At 42.1% G+C, this 21,785-nt stretch carries 20 protein-coding genes; 17 read left to right on the top strand and 3 right to left on the bottom strand.

The window, feature by feature from the left end; translation table 11 throughout:
* The first annotated feature begins 1 nt into the window (after position 1).
* The 13 genes from ACZ9EE_RS18900 to ACZ9EE_RS18960 all read left to right on the top strand — a co-directional run bounded on the left by ACZ9EE_RS18900 (position 2) and on the right by ACZ9EE_RS18960 (position 12,538).
* Positions 2–538 carry a cupin domain-containing protein gene (locus tag ACZ9EE_RS18900; protein ID WP_476029461.1) on the top strand — a complete coding sequence of 179 codons (537 nt, stop codon included), beginning with the start codon at positions 2–4 and terminating at the stop codon, positions 536–538.
* A gap of 141 nt (positions 539–679) precedes the next feature.
* The gene (locus ACZ9EE_RS18905; protein ID WP_476029463.1) at positions 680–1,594 is read left to right on the top strand and encodes a VOC family protein; all 915 of its coding nucleotides are present in this window, start codon (positions 680–682) and stop codon (positions 1,592–1,594) included.
* 25 nt (positions 1,595–1,619) lie between these two features.
* Positions 1,620–2,411 carry an SDR family oxidoreductase gene (locus tag ACZ9EE_RS18910; protein WP_476029465.1) on the top strand — a complete coding sequence of 264 codons (792 nt, stop codon included), beginning with the start codon at positions 1,620–1,622 and terminating at the stop codon, positions 2,409–2,411.
* A 25-nt stretch (positions 2,412–2,436) separates the two neighbouring features.
* Positions 2,437–4,125 carry a thiamine pyrophosphate-binding protein gene (locus tag ACZ9EE_RS18915; protein ID WP_476033010.1) on the top strand — a complete coding sequence of 563 codons (1,689 nt, stop codon included), beginning with the start codon at positions 2,437–2,439 and terminating at the stop codon, positions 4,123–4,125.
* Positions 4,126–4,137: 12 nt separating this feature from the next.
* Positions 4,138–5,583, top strand: a complete 1,446-nt coding sequence (locus tag ACZ9EE_RS18920; RefSeq protein WP_476029467.1) for an aldehyde dehydrogenase family protein — start codon at positions 4,138–4,140, stop codon at positions 5,581–5,583.
* Positions 5,584–5,598: 15 nt separating this feature from the next.
* Entirely contained in the window at positions 5,599–6,384 is a 786-nt protein-coding gene (gene nadX / locus ACZ9EE_RS18925) for an aspartate dehydrogenase (protein WP_476029469.1), read from the top strand.
* A 129-nt stretch (positions 6,385–6,513) separates the two neighbouring features.
* A complete protein-coding gene (locus ACZ9EE_RS18930; RefSeq protein WP_476029471.1) occupies positions 6,514–7,818 on the top strand; it encodes an aromatic ring-hydroxylating oxygenase subunit alpha in 1,305 nt (434 codons plus the stop codon).
* A gap of 49 nt (positions 7,819–7,867) precedes the next feature.
* A complete protein-coding gene (locus tag ACZ9EE_RS18935) occupies positions 7,868–8,377 on the top strand; it encodes an aromatic-ring-hydroxylating dioxygenase subunit beta (RefSeq protein WP_476029472.1) in 510 nt (169 codons plus the stop codon).
* The gene (locus ACZ9EE_RS18940; RefSeq protein WP_476029474.1) at positions 8,377–9,189 is read left to right on the top strand and encodes an SDR family NAD(P)-dependent oxidoreductase; all 813 of its coding nucleotides are present in this window, start codon (positions 8,377–8,379) and stop codon (positions 9,187–9,189) included. The genes ACZ9EE_RS18935 and ACZ9EE_RS18940 overlap by 1 nt, the downstream gene beginning before the upstream one ends.
* Before the next feature lie 32 nt (positions 9,190–9,221).
* On the top strand, positions 9,222–10,040 hold the full coding sequence (locus tag ACZ9EE_RS18945) for a VOC family protein (protein WP_476029476.1): 819 nt from the start codon (positions 9,222–9,224) through the stop codon (positions 10,038–10,040).
* Positions 10,021–10,185 carry a VOC family protein gene (locus ACZ9EE_RS18950; protein WP_476033011.1) on the top strand — a complete coding sequence of 55 codons (165 nt, stop codon included), beginning with the start codon at positions 10,021–10,023 and terminating at the stop codon, positions 10,183–10,185. Before ACZ9EE_RS18945 ends, ACZ9EE_RS18950 begins: the two co-directional genes overlap by 20 nt.
* A 102-nt stretch (positions 10,186–10,287) precedes the next feature.
* On the top strand, positions 10,288–11,556 hold the full coding sequence (locus ACZ9EE_RS18955; protein WP_476029478.1) for a LysM peptidoglycan-binding domain-containing protein: 1,269 nt from the start codon (positions 10,288–10,290) through the stop codon (positions 11,554–11,556).
* A gap of 184 nt (positions 11,557–11,740) precedes the next feature.
* Positions 11,741–12,538, top strand: a complete 798-nt coding sequence (locus tag ACZ9EE_RS18960; RefSeq protein WP_476029480.1) for an EcsC family protein — start codon at positions 11,741–11,743, stop codon at positions 12,536–12,538.
* A 52-nt stretch (positions 12,539–12,590) separates the two neighbouring features.
* Here ACZ9EE_RS18960 and ACZ9EE_RS18965 read toward each other — a convergent pair whose 3' ends face one another.
* Entirely contained in the window at positions 12,591–12,794 is a 204-nt protein-coding gene (locus ACZ9EE_RS18965; RefSeq protein WP_476029481.1) for a hypothetical protein, read from the bottom strand.
* Positions 12,795–13,023: 229 nt separating this feature from the next.
* Between ACZ9EE_RS18965 and ACZ9EE_RS18970 the strand changes: the two genes are divergently transcribed.
* Positions 13,024–13,443, top strand: a complete 420-nt coding sequence (locus ACZ9EE_RS18970) for a hypothetical protein (RefSeq protein WP_476029483.1) — start codon at positions 13,024–13,026, stop codon at positions 13,441–13,443.
* Positions 13,444–13,508: 65 nt separating this feature from the next.
* Here ACZ9EE_RS18970 and ACZ9EE_RS18975 read toward each other — a convergent pair whose 3' ends face one another.
* A complete protein-coding gene (locus ACZ9EE_RS18975; protein WP_476029485.1) occupies positions 13,509–14,951 on the bottom strand; it encodes a L,D-transpeptidase family protein in 1,443 nt (480 codons plus the stop codon).
* A 495-nt stretch (positions 14,952–15,446) separates the two neighbouring features.
* Between ACZ9EE_RS18975 and ACZ9EE_RS18980 the strand changes: the two genes are divergently transcribed.
* The 3 genes from ACZ9EE_RS18980 (at position 15,447) to ACZ9EE_RS18990 (ending at position 19,948) form a co-directional block, all read left to right on the top strand.
* The gene (locus ACZ9EE_RS18980; RefSeq protein ID WP_476029487.1) at positions 15,447–17,780 is read left to right on the top strand and encodes a YhgE/Pip family protein; all 2,334 of its coding nucleotides are present in this window, start codon (positions 15,447–15,449) and stop codon (positions 17,778–17,780) included.
* Between the two features lie 113 nt (positions 17,781–17,893).
* Positions 17,894–18,955 carry a tellurite resistance/C4-dicarboxylate transporter family protein gene (locus ACZ9EE_RS18985; RefSeq protein ID WP_476029489.1) on the top strand — a complete coding sequence of 354 codons (1,062 nt, stop codon included), beginning with the start codon at positions 17,894–17,896 and terminating at the stop codon, positions 18,953–18,955.
* 660 nt (positions 18,956–19,615) lie between these two features.
* A complete protein-coding gene (locus ACZ9EE_RS18990; RefSeq protein WP_476029491.1) occupies positions 19,616–19,948 on the top strand; it encodes a hypothetical protein in 333 nt (110 codons plus the stop codon).
* Positions 19,949–20,176: 228 nt separating this feature from the next.
* Here ACZ9EE_RS18990 and ACZ9EE_RS18995 read toward each other — a convergent pair whose 3' ends face one another.
* A complete protein-coding gene (locus tag ACZ9EE_RS18995; RefSeq protein WP_476029493.1) occupies positions 20,177–21,499 on the bottom strand; it encodes a gluconate:H+ symporter in 1,323 nt (440 codons plus the stop codon).
* Between the last annotated feature and the right edge of the window lie 286 nt (positions 21,500–21,785).

The raw sequence follows: 21,785 nt of genomic DNA on the forward strand, positions 1-21,785 counted from the left end.
GATGTCCCAAGAGAAATTTTCATTAGAAGCGTTTGAGAACAAATATGTTGCGAGGTTAAAGGATCGCTCTCTTGATTGGAATGTGTTGAAGTTTCAGGAAGAAATAAACCCGGCTTATCGCAGAGCGCAAATGAGATACATTGGACGTGGTGCCACAGCTAATAACGATGCCAATGTCATTGCGGCTGAACACTTTACATTAAGCACGATGGTTTTACCAGCGGGATGTGAGGGACCGCTTCATTTACACGACGATGTGGAAGAAGTTTTCTTTGTCATCAAAGGAAGTGTGACAGCGCTTATCCAGGAAGAGGGAGAAACCGAAATTCATGAAATCGTCTTAAATGAGAGAGATTGTATTAGTTCCCCGCCGGGAGTATATCGTGGTATTCGAAACGATGGTGACGAAGAGGCTTTGATGCTGGTTATGTTAGGAGCAGTGAAGCCGAATTTACCAACCTATCCAAAAGGCAGTGCGTTAGAAGAGCTTCGTGTCCAACGAGCAAAAGAAAGAGAAGCCATTATTAAAGGAAACTAATTTTATAATTAGGCAGATGTTTCAACTAAGCATACTCCCTGATTCCTGAAAAAGTCTTCATTGACAGGGATGGTCCTTCTACTTCAATACGGGATCATCCCTGCCTGAATTTAAACATTTATTAAAAATGGAGGTGGCGAGATGTTAGGAATTACACATTTACGGCATATTAGCTTAATTACCCCAGTTCTAAAAGAGCAAGCCGACTTTTATGAGAAAATTTGGGGGTTGGATAAAGTTTCACAGGATAATCATTCTGTATACTTTCGTGGTGCCGGACCTGAAAATCATATTTTAAGTTTGCATGCTGGTGAAACAAGCGGTTTGCACCATATTGCATTTGGTATGGTGGATAAAAATGCCGTCGACCAGGCAGCTGAAATTCTTGCTTCAAAAGGAGTAAAAATTGTTACCCCACCGGGATATTTGGATGAAGAAGGTAAGGGTTATGGTTTACGTTTTGCTGATCCTGAAAATCGTTGTATTGAATTATCTGCCTGGGTGGAAATGCATACCACTATTTGGCAAAAGAAAAATGTGGATCCGGTCAAACTTAACCATGTCGTGATGAATACGAAAGACCTTGATATGATTACTGATTTCTATACGAATGTCTTAGGGTTTAAGGTGACCGACTGGAGCGAGCACCAAATGTCCTTCCTTCGCTGTAACAGGAAACACCACTCCATTGCCTTCAATCAGGATCAACACGCCTCTGTTAATCATATCGCGTATGAAGTGGATACAGTGGATGAGGTTATGAGGGGAATTAGTAATGTAAGAAAAGCAGGCTATCAAGAGATTTGGGGACCGGGGCGCCATGGTCCTGGAAATAACATATTTTGTTACTTTCAAGATCCAGGGAAGTTTGTGATGGAGTATACCTGCTATTTAGAAACGATTGAAGATGAGTCAGAATGGCGAGCGCGTGTCTGGAAAAGGGTACCGCATCTCATGGACCAGTGGGGAATTGCTGGACCTCCGAAACCGGAAACACGGGCAGCCATGGCTGGGAAGGCAGACCCGGGCTGGGTGGATGTAAAAGAATTGGTATAGCGGCTGGATGAAAAGGGGTGCCACGATGGATTTAGGATTAAAAGATAAGGTAGCTGTTATTATGGGCGGCACATCTGGCGTTGGGTTAAAAACAGCTGAGATGTTTCTTCAGGAAGGTGCCAGAGTAGCAGTTTGTGGAAGAGATCGGGAAAGAAAAGAAAAAGCTTACGCTCATCTGCTGAAATTTGGAACAGAAGATTCCATTTTTGCAGCGACATGTGACGTAACGAGTAAGGACGATGTGAACACTTTTATAAACGGAGCAGCTGCTAACTTTGGCGGAATAGATATCCTTGTGAATGCTGCCGGACAAAGTGTGATGGGCTACTTTTTTGATGTGACGGACGAACAATGGGAACAGCAGATTCAGTTAAAATACTTTGCGATTATTTATGCCGTCAAGGCGGTTCATCCTTATTTTATCAAGCGGGGCGGCGGCAGAATCATTAATATTAATGCGACATTAGCAAAAGAGCCGGAACGGCATATGATTGCGACAGCTGCTACCAGAGCGGGATTATTGAATTTAAGTAAGACTCTGTCACAAGAGCTTGCAGCAGATAATATTTTAGTCAACTCTGTAAGCCTCGGGTTGATTCGAACAGATCAATGGGAGCGGCGCAGGCTAAAAAAAGCCCCCGACATGAAACCGGACGAATATTATGCCGATTTGGCTAAAAAGAGAAATATCCCATTAGGCAGAGTAGGGGAAGCAGAAGAAGTAGCCAGTGTGATTTTGTTCTTAGCCTCAAGCCAAGCAAGCTATGTCTCGGGATCAACAATAGAAACAGCTGGAGCGTTAGGGAAAGCGCTTTAATTATAGAAGAAGGCAGGAATGAATGATGAGTGAACAAAATCAAATGCAATTTACGACTGCTGATGCAGTAGTGAAAGAACTTGTTCGTGCTGGAGTGGAGGTAGCCTTTGGAATTGTTAGTATCCATAATATGCCGATTTATGATGCGATTCTTCGTGAAGGAAGTATTCATTTAGTCTGTTCCCGCGGGGAGAGCGGCGCGGTCAATATGGCAGATGGATATGCCAGAGCGACAGGTAAATTAGGAGTTGTCATTACGAGCACTGGGACAGGAGCTGGAAATGCCGCAGGCTCCTTAATTGAGGCATGGGCAGCTGGAGTTCCTGTTCTTCATCTTACCGGTGAGGTAGCTTCTTCATACTTAGGAACTGGCAGAGGGTATATTCATGAATGCAAAGACCAGCTCGCCATGATGGAAGGTTCATGTAAAAAAGCAGTCCGCTTAAGAAGACCGGCACAAGCTGCCGCAGTTGTGAGACAAGCCATACAAGACGCGTTTGCTTATCCAGCAGGACCAGTAACACTTGAAATCCCCATTGATTTCCAATCTGCGATTATCCCTAATCATCCGATTGAAGAAATCATAACAACGGCTCCAACTAATAAAACTATTCCATCCTTGCCTGAAGAGGCAATAACTAAAATTTGTCATGCCCGCCGGCCGGTGATTTGGGCAGGAGGAGGAGTGATTTCCTCTGGCGCATCCAAAGAGGTTGAGGCATTAGCTGAAATGATTGGGGCTGCTGTCATTACAAGCCAATCTGGAAAAGGAAGTATACCTGAAAATCATCCACAATGCATCGGGCACTTTGCCGCATCTGAATTAACAAAAAACCTGCTGCAAAACGCTGACCTGTTGATCAGTATCGGTGTTCGATTCAGAGGGAATGAAACATCTAATTGGAAAGTTCCTGTTCCAAAAGAACATATAGCTATCGATGCCGACTGGCTGGCGATTAATCGTAACTATGAAGCTACCTGTGGACTCGTAGGAGATGCTAAGCAGATTTTACAAGCTTTAAACGAAGAATTATCCCATAAGTCCATTACTCCGGATCCTTCCTATCTTGATGAAGTGCAATCAGTCCGGGAAGAATTGCGGACTCAGTTAAGAGCGACACTTGGTCCCTATGAACAGATTCTTGATGGCATGAGAGAAGTGCTTCCAAAAAACACTATTTTAGTCCGTGATGTAACCGTTCAAGCAAATGTGTGGGGCAGCCGCCTGTTTGAAATCTATGAACCAAGAACCTCGATACACGCGTCGGGCGGCGGGATTGGTCAAGGACTGCCAACAGCCATTGGTGCGCAAATGAGTGATAAAAATCGTCCTGTCGTACTAATGGCGGGAGATGGAGGGTTCATGGTCAATGTCGGTGAAATGGCGACCGCCGCGCAGGAAAACCTGCCCTTGATTGTTGTGTTGTTTGATGATGCCGGTTATGGTGTACTCCGAAATATTCAAAGTGCCGCATATGGCCGTCAGGTAGCAGTTGATTTATTGAGCCCTGACTTTGTGTTGCTAGCAAAGTCGATGGGATTCGATGCCTCACGAATCGGTTCTCCAACAGACTTTGTTACAGAGCTTGAGAAGGCTGTTGATAACAAAAGACCAACGATGATTGTTGTAGACATGGAAGCGGTCGGCCCAATGGCAAAACCATTTGGAGGGCCTCCGGGAGCAGCAGATGCCTTTAAACCGAAAAAATTATAAGGAGGGAAAGATATGATTTCAACGTATCCATTTGTTTCAGGCAAATATCTGATCGGCGGAAAGTGGATCCAAGCAGAACAAACAGCAGCTGTAACCAACCCGGCTAATACGAGTGAAGTTGTTGGTGAGGTGGCTTTATGTTCAAAAAAGGATGTAGAGCAAGCCGTGTTCACTGCTGCTAAGGCTTATGAAGGCTGGTCGCAAAGTGATATTGGTGACCGGGCAAACCGGATGAGGCTTGCAGCCGAGGAAATTAAAGCAATCGTTGAAGAGAATGTCACTTTACTAGTCCGCGAGAATGGTAAGGTACTAGTTGAAGCGAAGAAGGATTTGCTCAGGTGTGTAGATATTATGAAACAAGGGGCGGAAGAATTATTAGAGTGGTGGCAGCCTGAAAGTTTACCAGGCAGTCAAAAAGTGCAAATCAGAAAGCGGCCGCGCGGTGTGGCAGCGATTATTTCTCCTTGGAATTCTCCACTGATTCTTACCTTTAAGCGGGTTATACCAGCAGTATTGGCTGGAAACACAGTAGTCGTAAAGCCAGCAACCAGCTGTCCATTAACGATTATGACGTTCTTAAAGGTGGTAGCGTCCTATTTTCCGGATGGAGTTATTAATGTGGTATCAGGTTCCGGTAGTGTGATTGGTGATGCTCTTTGCTCTGATCCAAGGGTTCGTACGATTGCGTTCGTTGGCAGTACGGAAACCGGTAAAGAAATCATGCGCCGAGCAGCCGGTACCGTAAAAAAACTGTACATGGAACTGGGCGGAAATGATGCGGCGATTGTTCTGGCTGATGCCAAATTGGATGAAGAAGCGATCAAACGCCTTCGCTTCGGAATCCTTCGTGCAGCAGGGCAAGTATGCTCAGCGATTAAAAGAATCTACGTTCATGAATCAAAGTATGAGGAAGTCATTGAAAAATTAAAAAAGGAATTCGGTCGAATTCGAGTTGGAAATGGGATTCAGCCTGATGTTGAAATGGGGCCGTTAAATAATAAATCCCAATATGAGTATGTTAACGGTCTGATCAAACGGGCAGCAGAATCAGGGGCAACTGTATGGACTGGAGGAATTCAACTCGATCCTGAATCGTGGGATCAAGGCTATTTTATTATGCCAACCATCATTACCGGAGTAGACCAAACAAGTGAAATCGTACGTACAGAACAATTTGGTCCGGTTATCCCAGTATTGCCGTTTTCAGATATGGATGAAGTCGTAAGGCTTGCAAATGATAGTGAATTTGGTTTACGGGCGTCTGTTTGGACAGAGGATGAAACACTTGCGATGAAATTAGCTGACCGCTTGGAGGCCGGGGCCGTATTTCATAATAACCATACGGTTTTCCAGGACCTTCACCTTGATTTCCCTGGATTAAAAGAAAGCGGCCTGTCCCGTGAAACGAGACATTGCGGGCTTGAGTATTTCGCAGATTCATATGGTCTGGCCAACTAAAAAGGGGGTTGCCTGATGAGAATAGGGTTGATTGGCGGAGGAAATATTGGAAAGTTCCTTCTTCAAAGCATCAATTTGGATGGTCTTCTTCCAGATGGAAAAATTGTTGGCCTTTATACCCGCAACCAGCAAAGTGCCGAACAGCTTGCCAGGGAATTTGATACAGAAAACTATTTAGATATTCAATCACTACTAGAATCTGCTGCGATTGATTTAGTCATAGAAGCGGCGAATATTCAAGTAGTAAAAGACTACGCAGCTACTATTTTAAAAAGTGGAAAAGATTTAGTCGTAAGCAGTGTGGGTGCTCTAGCTGATGGCCATTTTTATCAGCAGCTAGAAAGAATATGCCAAGAAGCCCGCTCGAAAATTTATTTACCGGCAGGGGCCATTGGTGGACTGGATATATTGAAAGCAGCAAAATCGATTGGCGAACTTGAGTCTGTTTCCCTTATTACAAGGAAACCTCCGCGGGCTTTGCCCGGCGCTCCTTCCGATCGAGAACAAGTAATGTTCGAAGGAACTGCAAAGGAAGCGATTGAATTATTCCCTAAAAATATAAATGTATCGATTATTTTGTCCTTGGCAGGGCTGGGACCGGATAAAACAGGTGTGAAAATAATTTCTGATCCTGCCGTGATAAAAAATAGTCACTTGATAGAGGCAACAGGGTCTTTCGGAGCGTTATCACTTCAAGTAGAAAATGATCCGATGCCCAATAATCCTAAAACAAGCTACTTGGCAGCCTTAAGTGTATTGTCTGTATTGAAAAATAAAGATGCAGTCGTTAAGGTGGGTTAGATGGTAGAATGAAGATAGGGATAGACATTCTAGTATTCTAGTGAAGAAAACAGGGGAAACCCCAATCTTTTTAGACAATATTCTCCTGTAAATAGGAAACACCATTTAATAGTAAGGGGGAATAGGCATATGATGAAAACGAACATCAAGCTTGAAGAAATGTCGCAGACAGACATGATTGACTATTTAAAAGAATCCGTGCAGCCTGAAAGTGGCGCAATTCCTGCTTTTCTTTTAGGTGATCCAAAGGTCTATGACATCGAACACAAAAAAGTATTTTTAAAAACCTGGCTGTTCATTGGCCACGAATCAGAAATCCCCAACAAAAATGACTTTATTACAAGAGACCTAGCAGGCTATTCCGTCATTATTTCCAGAGGTACAGATGGTGAAATCCGCGGTTTTTATAACATGTGTACCCATCGTGGCATGAAATTGTGCCGGGCAGACGCAGGAAATAAATCATCATTTACATGTCCGTATCATGGCTTTAATTTTAAAAATACCGGAGATTGTATTGGAGTACCGCTTCAAAAGGATCTTTATGGGGAGGGGTTCGATAAATCTGGGTTAGGGCTCCATAAAATCAGAATCGAATCTTACAAAGGTCTTATGTTTGGCACGTGGAATGACGAAGCCGAGCCTTTAGTAGATTTTTTAGGTGACTTTAAATGGTATCTTGATATTTTAGCAGGCCGGGCGGAAATGGAAGTCATCGGGCCGCCGCAAAGATTTATCATCCAATCAAACTGGAAAATTGGTGCCGATAATTTTGTAGGTGACTCCTATCATACCATGGTTACTCATGGTTCCATTGTTAAATTGGGAATGGTCCCAAGTTCGACTTATTCGAAAAAAGGCTATCAAATCTATACAAAAAACGGGCATGGGCTAAATCTTGGCACACCGAATCCTGATTTTGCTTTTCCGGAAGAACTTAAAGACGAGTACAAGTCTAATTTAACAGAAGAACAGTATGACGTATTAGCTAATCTAAAAAATATGATTGGCAATATCTTTCCTAATCTATCATTCTTAATTTCTCATACGAAAGTAAAAGGTCAGTTGATCTCAAATACCTCAGTCCGCCTTTGGAGACCGGTTGATGTGGATAAGATGGAGGTCATTACTTGGTTTTTAGTAGAGAAAAACGCTTCAGATGATTGGAAAAGACGTTCTCGAGAGTCGTTTATTTTAACGTTCAGTCCTTCAGGAATCTTTGAACAGGATGACACAGAGGTATTTACGGATATTACCGCTGCAGCCGCTGGTCGGATGCCATTCGTGAAAGGGCTTACCTATAATTATACGATGGGCTTACACCGGAAACCTGTAGCGGATTTTATTGGACCAGGAGTCGTTTTTGATGATAAATTCACAGAGGCCAATCAACGGAACTTTTATCGATACTGGCTCGATCTCATGACTTCTTGATTTTTTGTGAAGCTGGAGAGATTCTATTAAAACGATTGGAGGAGTCATGATGAGTTTAGAGAAGATGCTAGCAACCTATGAATTTGAACAATGGTTGTATGTAGAAGCTAAGTTGCTCGATGATATTGATTTTGATGGATGGTTTAGCTTGCTTCATCCTGACATTACCTATCAAATGCCGGTTCGAGTCAATAAGGAAGGGGTTGAACGTCCGGATTATTCCTTAGATATGTTTGCGTTTCATGATGATATTGAATTGTTGAAGATCCGCGTAGACCGTTTGAAAACAGATTACGCCTGGGCGGAAATTCCACCTTCACGGACACGTAGATCCGTCAATAATGTCCGGCTAATTGACTACATTCCAAATGAAAAAGCCGTTGTAAATAGTTATTTGACGATTTATCGAAGCCGAAGTACAGATATCCATCACGATTTAATTTCTGGGGAACGTCAGGATGAATTCACGTATGTGGATGGGGAATGGAAGCTGTCGAAGCGCGTATTCATTGTAGACCAAACCACATTAAATACAAGAAATCTCGCTATTTTTGTTTAATGGTTAAAGAGAAAGGGGCAGACTTGATGGCTCAGCTTAGCGGCAAATCTATTTATTTGACCGGAGGTGCCTCCGGTATTGGAAGGGCTGTCACCGAAGCATTTATCAAAGAAGGTGCAGCTGTTACGATCCTTGATAAGTCGGCAGAAGGATTACATGAATTGAAACAGCAATTTGGTGAAAAGGTTCAATGTATCGAAGGGGACGTAACGGTATATGAAGACCATGTTCGTGCAGTTGAAACTGCAGTAGAATCCTTTGGGAAGTTAGATGTTTTTGTTGCCAATGCAGGTGTTTTTGATGGATTTGCCAAGTTTGAACATGTTACCGCGGAAGCGATGTCAGCCGCATATGACCTGCTGATGGATATCAATGTGAAGGGTTATTTTAATGGGGCAAAAGCTTCGGTTGCGGAGCTTAAGAAAACATCCGGGAATATGATTTTTACTGTTTCTGGGGCAGGATTCTATCCAGATGGAGGCGGAGTCTGGTACACCGCGAGCAAACATGCTCAAATTGGTTTAATGCGTCAGCTTGCGTTTGAATTAGCTCCTGAAGTTCGAGTAAATGCGGTGGCCCCAGGTGGTACATTAACGGCATTACATGTTATTCCACCACTGCAGCCATTCGTAAAGATCGTTGATAATGAAACGAAAGAGAAGAGCATTAAAAAACGGAATCCACTGCAAATTGCGATGAAATCTGAAGATCATGTGGGAGCCTATATCCTGCTTGCTTCAGAACAGGCGCGTGCTATCACGGGTGAAGTGATTTCTAGCGACGGAGGATTGGCTGTTCGCGGGCTTGGTTAATTAGTGAAATAACTAACTGAGGGGATGGTTAAATGACTGAATCATTGACCGAAAAAAAACCGTTAGCTGGAAATAACGTCATTAATCAAATTGCATTTGTTGTTCGGGATATTGAGCTGGCATCAGAAGCATTTGCTCACCTTCTGGGTATACCGAAACCAAACTGGTTCTTAACGGGTAATCGTGAAATTTCAAAAGTCACTTTTCGCGGTCAGCCAAGTGATTCCCGCAGTAAGCTCGTATTCATGAATACACCCACAGTGCAAATTGAATTGATTGAACCAGATCAAGAACCTGGGGTCATGCGTGAATTTTTGGATACGGTAGGTGAAGGAATTCATCATTTCGCCTTTGACGTGGATTCCATTAAAGATAAACTTCCTGTTTTTGAGGAAAATGGTTATCCATTGCTCCAAAGCGCAGAATTTACTTCCAGTGATGGAAGATATGTATATGTCGATACCTTAAAGAGTCATAAGACACTAATGGAGCTCTTAGAAAGTGCTGAGCCGAGAGACACGGCTCCTAAAACTGGTGTCTTCTCCCCGTTATTAGGAACGAATAAAATAGAGCAGCTTGCTATTGTCGTAAAGGATCTTGATGCTGCTGCAGAAGAGTACTGTAAGTTATTAGGTGTAAAAAAACCTCCTGTTATTAAGTCGGGTCCAAGTGAGCTTACTCAAGTTGTTTTTGAAGGAAAACCAACTGAGGGTAAGTCCAAATATATGTTTATTCATACCCCTTTACTTCAACTTGAATTAATCGAGCCAGGGGATTCACCAAGTACGTGGAAGAAGCACCTGGAAACACAAGGAGAAGGGGTTCCACCATATTTCATTTTTGGTAAATGATCTGGATGAAAAAGTGAAGTTAATGGAAGATATGGGCTATCCAATTATTCAAAGGGGAAATTTCTGGAATGGCAAAGGAAGGTACGCTTATATGGATACCACCTCTACATATAAAGTAATTATTGAACTGCTTGAAAGATTTTGATTGGCAAGAAAAACGGACTTGTGACAAAAGTCCGTTTTTCTTTTACATCCACCAGTATAATAATTGCACTCGCTAATATGATGTTAGGGAAGAGGTGATTGAATGACGGTACATGTCGTTGGTACTGGTGAAAATCTATGGTCTATTTCCCAAAGATATAATGTGTCACTTCATACCATCCTAAGTGTAAACGGGTTACCATCTCCCACAGCCCTTGTTCCCGGTCTGGCTCTTTATCTTCCGGATAATTCTCTGCCAACCAGAGCTTATCAAATAAAAGCTGGTGATTCCCTGTGGGAAATAGCCCAGCGATTTAATTCGAATCTTTCCTTGATTGGTACAGCTAATCCGGGTATGAATCTAAATCAACTTCACATCGGCCAGATTATTAACATTCCTTCCCCGGTCAAATTAGCCGTCCGGACGATTGGTTTTTTTGTTCCTTCGGGGCCTAACCTTTCCCTATTGGATTCATTATCCAATCAACTCTCTTACGTCGCGGTCGTGAACTATGCGTTTACCAATGAGGGATACGCTTTTTCTCAAATAGATGATACTGCCATTGTAACAAAGTGCAGGCAATTAAATATGACCCCATTATTAATGATCCGGAACTATATTGCCAGTGGCTTTAGTGCTGAGTTGGCAGGAGGGGTTCTTGGAAATCCAGCCTATCGACAGAATTTAGTTGCTAGCATCGTCAATCTTACAATTAGTAGAGGGTTTGGAGGGGTAAGCCTTGACCTTGAATTTATTCCTCCGGCAAGACGAGATGATTTTACTATGTTTTTACAAGAATTAAAGAAACAATTAGGAGATTTACTATTAAATGTTAACGTCCACGCCAAAGCAGCCGATTTACCGACCAATCGGATTGTGGGGGCTTATGATTACGGGGCAATTGGAACTGTGACAGATCTTATGTCGGTCATGACAATCGATTATGGCTACCCTGGAGGCCCGCCTGATCCAATCTCACCCTACGGATGGGTAGAACAAGTGATTAAGTATGCCCTTACGCAAGTTAGCCCGAAAAAATTGTTAATGGCTCTTCCGTTGTATGCCTATGACAAAGTGGTTACTACCCATGCCACGCAAGGATTGTCTGTACTTAGTGCGCAAAATAAAGCCATTTCAGTCGGAGAATCAATTCAGTTTGACGAAAAAGCGAAATCACCATGGTTTCGTTATTGGTCCGGCAACGAGGAGCACGTTGTTTGGTTTGAGGACATCCGCAGTTATTTGGAAAAGTATAAGCTGCTCGATATATACGGCTTATCTGGAACAACTTTCTGGCAAATCAGTTTGCCGGCACCTCAGAATTGGGCATACCTAAATAGGAATCTAACAATTATAAAAAGTACGATTTAGTTTTACGTTTTCATAAAAGTGGTATACAGCTAACTAAATAAAAAGTTAGTTATAGTAAACAATAAACAAAATAGATGCGAGAATCTGTTCCCGCTGCCCGCCCATTTTTCCATTTTGAAACCAAACATGTTCGAGTTCGTATATAAATCAACTATCGATAAGAAATAAAGGTGATGTAGTAGTAATGGAAACAAGAGATGAATTATTGAATCAACTATCCGTCATAGAAAAATGGGAAAAAGACCAAAGTGGTTTGTGGATTTGGGAGCGGCTGGGACGGCTTCCGTTTAAGCTGCTGGATAAAATCACTCCGACATTCATTCACAATAAAGTGGGGAGCTTGCTTGAAGAAATCGGTTCCTATATCCAAACGGGCGGCAGCTACCTAATTAAAAAAGAGACGATTTTCAAAAAAGTAGAAGAAGAAATAGGGAAGCCGATCAACGATGTAGCAGATATCAAAGATATCCCTATAACGACTATGTCTAAGTTGAGCCAAGAGCTTACAAAGCAGAGGAAGAAGTTTGCTGCCATTCAAGGAGCGAGCACAGGTATCGGAGGGATTTTTACACTTGCTATTGATATCCCGGCTTTAATCGCTATTTCCTTAAAAACACTGCAGGAAATTGCCATTATTCATGGTTATGACCCAAACGATCAAAGTGAGCGGGTGTTTATGGTGAAATGCCTGCAGTTTTCTTCAGCTGATATTGTTGGAAAACGCGCCATCCTGAATGAGCTCTCCAGCTATTCTGGGCAAGGAAGCAGATCGGATGAAACGATTTCTCAGCTCCAAGGCTGGCGGGAGGTTGTCTATACGTACAGAGATCAGTTTGGCTGGAAGAAGCTGTTTCAAATGGTCCCGATTGCAGGGATCATTTTCGGAGCGTTTACAAACAGATCGATGATTCATGATTTAGGGGAAACAGGGATGATGCTGTATGGGAAAAGAAGAATTCTTGAGAGGTTAGACCAGGTTTGAGACAGTAATAGAGAGGTGCCCCATAAAGTTGATACTTTAGGGACACCTTTTGTTATTTTTGATTGTCCCGGTCGTTGTTGTTCCCAGTTACACTGTTGACCGCGTTGCTCGTAGCATCGACTGCTTTCATGGCAACATTCTCAGTTGTTTCTAAGGCATTATGAACCGTTTCAAATGCAGAACCGGCGGTATTCTTTAGGCTGTCCGCAATACTATTGTTGTTTTGTTGATTTTCTTTATTATTTTGATTCGTCATGATTCTTCACCCCCTAAACAGAAATAGGATGTGTAGGATTTGATTATTTATTCAAAACTAATTAAACGAAAAAATCGATGGATGTGGTTCGGTTGCATCGTATTTTTATGCAAGGAAATAAAGGTTAGTAGAATAAGTAGTGTTGTTTTACAAATAATAACAAATCCAATGAGCATATTTGCCTAAGGTGTGGCGTAGCTATCTGAGAAAAAAAGAAAAGGAAAATTGGATGAGGACTATCGCAGCTTTATTTTCATTACTTATGCCAGGGTTTGGTCAAATCTATAATCGGCAATTTATAAAGGGAGTTATTTTTGTTATCATTGAACATTTTGATAATATGACCGGGAAAATAAACAAAGCCATTCAGCTTGATTTAAATGGCTTTCACCATCAAGCACTAGAGACGGTTATATATGATGGTATGTTATTTTATCCAGGCTTTTATGTATATGCCATATGGGATGCTTGGTATTATGCAAAAAATGGTGCCGATAAAACCAAAACCTCGATTCCCTTTATTATTGGCGGGTTTTTAGGAGAATTCGGTGCTCTATTTGCTTCTAAACTGGCATATCCTGCTTTAACAGTAGGATTGCTAATGATTATCCCGAGCCTGATCGGGATAATCCTTTTTTGGAAGGAATAGATGCAAAGGGACGGTTCTTCTGCTTCTAAGAAGCAAAAGAACCGTCCCCGTGATTCCGTTATTCGTTAATAAATGACAACCGGCTCATGTGTGCTGAGATTGTTATAGACGGTTTTCATGATACTAGATGGTGTATTGACGCAGCCGCCTGAACCTGCATTTAGGTAGGCTTTGCTTGACCAGTTTGTCCGCCAGCTGGCATCGTGGAACCCTTGTCCGCTGTTGGTGAAAGGCGCCCAATATTGGACTTCCACTTCATATGAGCCACTGCCTACGTGGGAGCCCCTGAGTGTAGATGGTGTTCGTTTGTAAAGAATGTACCATACTCCTTTTGATGTATCTTCACCCGTGCTGTGTTTGCCGGTCACGACATTGGTTGTAACGACTAATTTTCCATTTTTGTAAATCCAAATCTTCTGTTCGGCAATCGATACTTCAGCGTAGGTATCGCCAATGCCATTGTTTGAGGTCGTATTATAACCATAGCCTTCACCACTCCAGCCATGCCCAATAATATTAGAAGCAGAAATGGATTTCTCTCCCTTTTCGAAAGCATCCTTAAGCCGGGCCGCTTCCTTGTCCTCATCTAATGCCCAGCCATAGCCTTCTCCTTTAACCGAAATGACTGAACCTGAATGGGTCTTGAATTGGAAATTTTTATCTAATGTCGATTGAGTATTATTAATGTCGGAAATCTTGTTTTTGATATCAGATGCATCAATGGAAACCTGCAAATCTTTTGTCACCGCAGCGGTTTTAATTAAATCGCTCGCTTTTAAGGAATAAACCTGGCCTTGTACCTTATAATCCACGTTTCGCTGCAGAAGTTCCTTGAGCTTGTTCTCTTCATTTTTTATAACTTGACTGTCTTCTTTGATTGGCTCCTTAAAGACAGGATTCAAATGGATATCACGCTTATATTCCTGTTTTTCATAGTCCTTTAATAGACTAGCAATCTCATATTGCTCTCCACTCATGCTTTTAGAGACGACAATTTTACCTTGCTGTAAATGAACTTCGGCATCTTGTGGTGCTTTTAAACTTTTGTTCATGGATATAAGCTTTTCTTCGACTTGTTTCTTCATTGTCTGGCTGCGATACTGATCCATTTTGCTGGGCATTAATGAATAATTTTTGGCCTTTGAAGAAGGAAATAGCGTCTTCTGGTTTGCTAATATTTTTTTGACAGCTGGCAAATCTTTTTCTGTAAATTCCATTTTCGTATCTTGTCCATCTAAAATTTGCTGCTGTCCAACGTATACTTCATTGGTTAATACAGAAGTTTTTAATGTTTTTAATGCTTCGTCTGCCGTTAGTCCACTGACTTTTATGTCATTAATCTTTATATTTGCATTAAAGTGGTTTGCCTGATAATAGCTGATTCCGCCCAAAATAATCGCCATGATTACGATGACACCTGGTGTGATAAACTTCCAGTTTTTATACCATTTAACTGGTTTTAACCGTTGCCTATCAATTTCCACTGTTTCGCTTACTGAACTTTCCATAAAGATTCCCCCTCAACCGGTGACCCAGCAATCAACGTCAACCGACTTTACTTTTCGCATTAAATCAAACATTACAATTATATTACAACTTTCTTAAAATAACCTTAAATATTTATTACTAACATTCTACAAAATTTTTTTGTGTAAAATTGTCGTAATTTGTAAATTTCGTCAAATTTTTCTGTTTTTTTATAAAAACACCTATAAATATGCAGTAACTCCTTGTTTTATGACTAAAAAATAGTCCGACTTACCATATTTGTGACATAGGAGATTATAGTTGAATCTGACCATAAGCCGTGGTATAGTAATACAGTCAAATAAATGACCATAATACTAAAACAGTCAGTCAGATGTAATGTTTATAGCAACGACCGTCTTTTACAATGTTTCTATCGGTCTATCAGAAGATGTTTTCTTTTTTTATTCCAAATTGACCGAATGGTGATTTTGGTCAGAATGATTTAAAAAAATACTATCAATGAGGTGAATACGATGAAATCTTTCACATCGGTGAAAAGTGAATTTATGAGGATCCTTCGCACGCGCAAATTGCTAATCGCTATTATCGGTGTGATGACGATTCCGGTGCTTTACAGCGGAACCTATTTATGGGCCTTTTGGGATCCATACGCTCATTTAGACCGAATGCCTGTGGCGATTGTCAATAACGACCAAGGTGCGGACTATAATGGGGAGAAGTTAACGATTGGTAAGGATTTAGTTCAAAATTTAAAGGAGAAAAAAAGCTTTAATTGGGAGTTTGTCAGTGCAAGCAAGGCAAAACAAGGCCTGGAAAAGCAAGATTATTATTTAGAAATCGAAATTCCTAAAGATTTTTCAAAAAATGCGACCACCCTGCAAAGTGATCATCCTGAAAAATTAAATCTGATTTATACGGTTAATGAAGGGAATAACTATTTATCATCGAAAATTGGTGATTCCGCGATTGAAAAAATAAAAGAGGAAGTGTCGAGCTCTGTCACGAAAACCTATGCCGAGTCCGTTTTTGACAGTTTAAAAGATGTCGCTAATGGGTTGAACAAGGCGAGTGATGGTGCTGGAAAGCTTTATAATGGTATTTCCGATGCTAAAGATGGTGCCGGAACTTTAAGGGATGGAATTACCACTGCCGGCAGCGGTACTGCAAAATTAACGGATGGAGCAAAATCCGTCGATGATGGGGCCAAAACCATTAAGGGAAACCTTGAAGTTTTAGCAGAGAAGTCGGTTGCTTTTTCAAATGGAGTGGCTTCAGCTTCGGCTGGCTCTAAACAGGTTCAAACCGGATTAGAGCAATTTAGTACTGGTCTCACACAAATGAAGGATGCCAACACCAAGTTATTGACAGGTGCGACTCAAGCAGAAGCGGGCACGAAGCAATTATCGGATGGGTTAGCGTCAGCCGCTGCCAATCTGCCTAGTCTGCAAACTGGTTCAAAGCAGCTGCAAGATGGTTCTTCGCAACTCGCTGCATCCATCGATAAATGGAAGACCGGGGCAGACCAAACAAAGGCTGGCGCAGATACTGTAAGCCAAGGACTGGAGCAGCTGCTCGGTCAAGTAAGCAGCATGGAAGCTAGTACGACTGACCCAACTGAAAAGGCACAATTGACTGCTTTAAAGGACAGCTTGACACAACTGTCACAAGGCAGCCAGCAGGTGGCTGCGGGTGTAGGCGGTTTGTCTAGCAGTGCTGAGCAAATTAAGCAAGGCGCAGGTTCCTTAGCAGCCGGTGCAACCCAGTTGAATCAAGGACAGGGCCAATTAGCTGATGGGATTAACCAATTGTCCGTTGGAGCCAAACAGGTACTAGACGGCCAAGGACAGTTAAAGCAAGGTTTGGCTCAGTTTGGCTCTAAGCTTGATGAAGCGCAAACAGGCTTCGGCCAAATTGTGAATGGCTCAAGCAGCCTGACATCTGGTTTAGGACAATTAGCATCAGGCTCTACACTTTTGAAAAATGGAACAAGTCAGCTGGCCCAAGGGGCGAATCAATTAGCTGCCGGTACCACATCGCTTTATACCGGTCAAAAAGACTTAAATACCGGAATGACCAAGCTTGCGGATGGTTCATCAGATTTAACGAGCGGTATGGCTAAACTGGCGGATGGCTCAAAAGAATTGAGCAATCAATTGGATAACGGGGCAAAGGATGCCAGTGATGTTAAAGCGAATAACCGTGTGTATGATATGTTTGCTAAACCCGTTAGTCTGAAGGATACGAAGATGAATCACGTTCCAAACTACGGCAGCGGCTTGGCACCATATTTCTTGTCACTAAGCTTGTTTGTCGGTGCGCTAATGTTGTCGGTTATTTTCCCAATGTTTGATCCGGCTACCGAACCGAAGAGTGGATTTGGCTGGTTCATCGGAAAAGCAGGGGTTATTTTAGCTGTGGGGATTGGCCAGGCGCTGTTAGCGGATGCCGTGTTATTGATGGGTCTAGGGCTCGAAGTTAAGAGTGTTCCCTACTTTATTATGTTAAGTATCATTACAAGCTGGACCTTTATGGCAATTATCCAGTTCCTTGTTACAGCACTTGATAATCCTGGACGTTTCTTAGCGGTTATTTTCTTGATCCTGCAGTTAACAGGCAGTGCGGGAACGTATCCAATCGAACTTAGTCCGAATTTCTTACAACATATCAATCATTACTTGCCAATGACCTACTCCATTTCTGGTTTTAGGGCGGTCATTTCAACCGGCGACTATGGATTTATGTGGACTAATATCGGGCATCTTGCCGTATTCTTTGTTTTATTCCTAGCAGCTACATTGACATTCTTTATCGTGAAATTCAAACGTCAGCCTCAAAGTGCAGTGTGATGCATGGGGACGCATGGGGACGGTTCTTCTGCTTCGGAAGCAGAAGAACCGTCCCTTTGTTTTTTCATTTTTATGATAAAATGATAGAAGAAATACGAAATGGGGGTGGGGAAGTGTTTTCGTTTTTAAAACAAAAAGCAGTTCATCTTTTTCCGGGTTATTTTGCACTGGTTATGGCTACGGGGGCACTCTCTATCGGAACCTATCTGCTTGGTATGGATTTGATTGCGAAGATTTTACTTTATTTTAATGTGGCCGCTTATATTAGTTTATGGGTCCTAACGCTTACTCGGCTAGTTTGCTATTTTCCTAGGATGGCTGCCGATTTGATGAGCCATTCGGTTGGCCCTGGCTTTTTTACGTTAGTCGCAGGAACCAGTATGTTTGGCTGCCAGCTTATTATGATGACGAATCTTTATACGGTTGCCATGTATTTATGGGGGCTCGCGATTCTTTTATGGGTCGTGATTATGTATACTTTTTTCTCAGCGGTTACGATTCGCAAGGATAAACCAGCGTTAGCTGAAGGAATTAATGGGGCTTGGTTGATTGTTGCAGTTGCAACTCACTCAATTTCCATTCTGGGTACGCTGCTGGTACCCCATTTGGAGCGTGGCCATGATGTTGTCTTGTTTTTTACGTTATGTATGTATTTTCTTGGTTGTATGTTGTATCTAAATATTATTACGTTGATTTTTTACCGCTTTACCTTTTTAAAGCTTGATCATTCAGCCCTGACACCTCCCTATTGGATTAATATGGGGGCGGTTGCGATTACTACGTTAGCAGGTTCTTCGCTCATTTTGAATGCCAAGTATTGGCCATTGCTAGTTGAAATTACTCCTTTTTTAAAAGGGTTCACGTTGTTTTTCTGGATTATGGGTACCTGGTGGATTCCGTTGATGTTTATTTTGATGATCTGGCGTCATCTTTATCATCGTTATCCTTTATCGTATGATCCACAGTTTTGGGGAATGGCGTTTCCGCTGGCGATGTATACGACGAGTACCTATCAGTTGTCTAAGGCACTGGGGGTTCCATTTTTAACGGTGATTCCTCGGTTTATGGTTTATATTGCACTGGCTGCCTGGGTATTCGTGTTTTTGGGCATGATATATCATTTGTTTTTTCGTAGTATTCATTACTCCAAGTCAGTGGAGGAGAAAAGCTTGTAGAGCGGTGCTTCTACGAGCTTTTTTCAATGGAATAGATTCATTCTCATTTACTTTAAGATACGGTGAACCGTCGCATAAATAACGGCAGCTTAAAATATCAGTTCAACATCGGACAAGGCAAAGCCAAAAGAGCGAGGTATTGTCCGAAGTGGAGCCAACTTCAGACAGGGAAGAGCCAAAAGAGCGAGGTGGTGTCCGAAGTGGAGCCAACTTCTGACAGGGAAGAGCCAAAAGAGCGAGGTGGTGTCCGAAGTCGAGCCAACTTCTGACAGGGAAGAGCGAAAAGAGCGAGGCGTTGTCCGAAGTCGAGCCAACTTCAGGCAGGGAAGAGCCAAAAGAGCGAGGTGGTGTCCGAAGTCGAGCCAACTTCAGACAAGGAAAGAGCCAAAAGAGCGAGGTGGTGTCAAAAGTTGAGCCAACTTCAGACAGGGAAGAGCCAAAAGAGCGAGGTGTTGTCCGAAGTGGAGCCAACTTCAGACAGGGAAGAGCCAAAAGAGCAAGGTAGTGTCCAAAGTGGAGCCAACTTCAGACAGGGAAGAGCCAAAAGAGAGAGGCGTTGTCCGAAGTCGAGCCAACTTCAGACAGGGAAGAGCCAAAAGGGCAAGGTGGTGTCCGAAGTCGAACCAACTTCAGACAGGGAAGAGCCAAAAGAGCGAGGCGTTGTCCGAAGTCGAGCCAACTTCAGACAGGGAAGAGCCAAAAGGGCAAGGTAGTGTCCGAAGTCGAGCCAACTTCAGACAAGGAAAGAGCCAAAAGAGCAAGGTGGTGTCCGAAGTTGAGCCAACTTCAGACAGGGAAGCGCTAAAAAAGCAAGGTGGTGTCCGAAGTCGAGCCAACATCGGACAAGGAAGCCAAAAAAGCGAAGTGTTGTCCGAAGTTGAGCCAACATCGGACAAGGCAAAGCCAAAAGAGCGAGGGGTGTCCGAAGTCGAACCAGCATCGGACAAGGGCAAACCAAAAAAGTGCGATGTTGTCCGAAAAAATACCAAATAAGCAAATACTCCGTTAAAAGTTGCCCCGTATTTTTTATGAAAAACTGCCGGTTAAATAGGTGCGGTGAACCTTACCACAAGAGAATGAGGTTTTTGGGAGCTAAGCTGGTTCCCAACTAGCATGATTGAACAGCAGTTTCTTAGAGCAAGTAAATGAATAAAATAAAAGACTGTCGAAGGTTTTTCGACAGCCTGGCAAGAGAACGTCTCTTGTCTTTTTTTGGTTTTTTTAGTGGATAAAGATACTTAAGATTAACACAATGATTAATCCGACAACAGAGTTGGTTAATTCAGATAATCCCCATGTTTTAAATGTATCCTTAATTGATAGATTAAATGTTTCCTTGAACAGCCAGAAAGCTGCATCGTTAACATGTGTAATCGTATTACTTGCAGATGCCGTTGCCAGTACCATTAATTCAGGACTTACATGGAAGGTTGGGATAAGGGGCCCAACGATACCTGCCGCTGTAATGGCGGACACTGTTCCTGCTCCGGTAGCTAGCCGTAAAATAACGGTAATAATCCATGCAAGGATAAACGGAGAAAGTGATGAATGACTCATCAAATCTGCAATATAAGCACCGATTCCTGTATCTGCAATAACTTGTTTAAAAGCACCACCTGCGCCGATGATAAAGACAATCATTGCAACCGACGAAATAGCAGATGAGAAGGAACCCATTATTTCATTCATGGTGCGTTTACGCTTAATACCAAAAACGTAGACTCCTACAAATACAGCAATCAACATACTAATAATGGCACTGCCAAAGAAACTAATAAGGCTGAAAGCAAAAGTATCCGGTTTCACCCAAATTTTCAAGATTGTTGCAATAATCATAATGAATGCTGGAATCAAAGGAACAAAAATACTAATTCCAAAGCTAGGCATTTCTTCTTCAGTAAACACCTTTGATTTTCCTAGTAAAGTTGGGATAGGCGCATTTTTTATTCCTTTAAGGAGCTTAGGCAAAATAACACCGGAACAAATAATCGTTGGAATAGCTACAATAAATCCATAGATATAGGTCAAACCTACATCTGCATTATAGGCTTGTACTAATGCTGTAGGTCCAGGTTGCGGAACAAATAGACTATGTGCCGTGGTTGTGGCAGCAATCATCGACATTGCTAATGGCAGAAACGGAATTTCTGCTTCTTTTGCAATACTAATGATTAATGGAGCTAGAATGATGAAGGCGACTTCGTAAAACATGGAAATACCAAAAATAACTCCTGCAACCATGATTGCCCACTGGATGTTTTTCTTACCAAACTTTTTGATAAGTGTTTGAGCAACTCGTTGAGCAGCTCCTGAATCTTCCATGAGCTTTCCAAGCACGACCCCGAATCCGACAATTAGTGCCAAACTGCCGAGCGTACCCCCAAACCCAGTTTGGATGGATGTAACTAATTTGTCTAAAGGTTCTCTTTCTAATATACCGAGAACTAGTGCCGCAATAAGCAATGCTAACATACTATTAATCTTAAACTTAATATTTAAGAGCAGCATTAATGCTATTGCAACTCCGACCCATACTAGTGACATGCTGTACTGCCTCCCGTTGTCTGAATTTATTTTATACTGTGAAAATTATACAAATATAGTTGGGTTTTGTAAACGCTCTTTTTACAAAAGTTCGAAAGCTGGTCCGGCTGTCAAGCACCAAGCTATCAAGTTAAGTAAGAAATTCCACCCACAATTTAAGGGATTTTTCAAATAGCTGTGTGATATAACATCATTCTTTAGTCCTAAACAATATCTCATAATGATTTAGATATTATACTGCAGTGGTTCTAGGCGAAATTTTAAAAATGTATGGAACAAGTGAATG

It is taken from the genome of Bacillus sp. URHA0034 (assembly GCF_056280405.1).

Coding starts and splice junctions, on each gene's coding strand:
- ACZ9EE_RS18900 (WP_476029461.1), top strand. CDS start 2: ATGTCCCAAGAGAAATTTTCATTAGAAGCGTTTGAGAACAAATATGTT.
- ACZ9EE_RS18905 (WP_476029463.1), top strand. CDS start 680: ATGTTAGGAATTACACATTTACGGCATATTAGCTTAATTACCCCAGTT.
- ACZ9EE_RS18910 (WP_476029465.1), top strand. CDS start 1,620: ATGGATTTAGGATTAAAAGATAAGGTAGCTGTTATTATGGGCGGCACA.
- ACZ9EE_RS18915 (WP_476033010.1), top strand. CDS start 2,437: ATGAGTGAACAAAATCAAATGCAATTTACGACTGCTGATGCAGTAGTG.
- ACZ9EE_RS18920 (WP_476029467.1), top strand. CDS start 4,138: ATGATTTCAACGTATCCATTTGTTTCAGGCAAATATCTGATCGGCGGA.
- nadX (WP_476029469.1), top strand. CDS start 5,599: ATGAGAATAGGGTTGATTGGCGGAGGAAATATTGGAAAGTTCCTTCTT.
- ACZ9EE_RS18930 (WP_476029471.1), top strand. CDS start 6,514: ATGATGAAAACGAACATCAAGCTTGAAGAAATGTCGCAGACAGACATG.
- ACZ9EE_RS18935 (WP_476029472.1), top strand. CDS start 7,868: ATGAGTTTAGAGAAGATGCTAGCAACCTATGAATTTGAACAATGGTTG.
- ACZ9EE_RS18940 (WP_476029474.1), top strand. CDS start 8,377: ATGGTTAAAGAGAAAGGGGCAGACTTGATGGCTCAGCTTAGCGGCAAA.
- ACZ9EE_RS18945 (WP_476029476.1), top strand. CDS start 9,222: ATGACTGAATCATTGACCGAAAAAAAACCGTTAGCTGGAAATAACGTC.
- ACZ9EE_RS18955 (WP_476029478.1), top strand. CDS start 10,288: ATGACGGTACATGTCGTTGGTACTGGTGAAAATCTATGGTCTATTTCC.
- ACZ9EE_RS18960 (WP_476029480.1), top strand. CDS start 11,741: ATGGAAACAAGAGATGAATTATTGAATCAACTATCCGTCATAGAAAAA.
- ACZ9EE_RS18965 (WP_476029481.1), bottom strand. CDS start 12,794: ATGACGAATCAAAATAATAAAGAAAATCAACAAAACAACAATAGTATT.
- ACZ9EE_RS18970 (WP_476029483.1), top strand. CDS start 13,024: ATGAGGACTATCGCAGCTTTATTTTCATTACTTATGCCAGGGTTTGGT.
- ACZ9EE_RS18975 (WP_476029485.1), bottom strand. CDS start 14,951: ATGGAAAGTTCAGTAAGCGAAACAGTGGAAATTGATAGGCAACGGTTA.
- ACZ9EE_RS18980 (WP_476029487.1), top strand. CDS start 15,447: ATGAAATCTTTCACATCGGTGAAAAGTGAATTTATGAGGATCCTTCGC.
- ACZ9EE_RS18995 (WP_476029493.1), bottom strand. CDS start 21,499: ATGTCACTAGTATGGGTCGGAGTTGCAATAGCATTAATGCTGCTCTTA.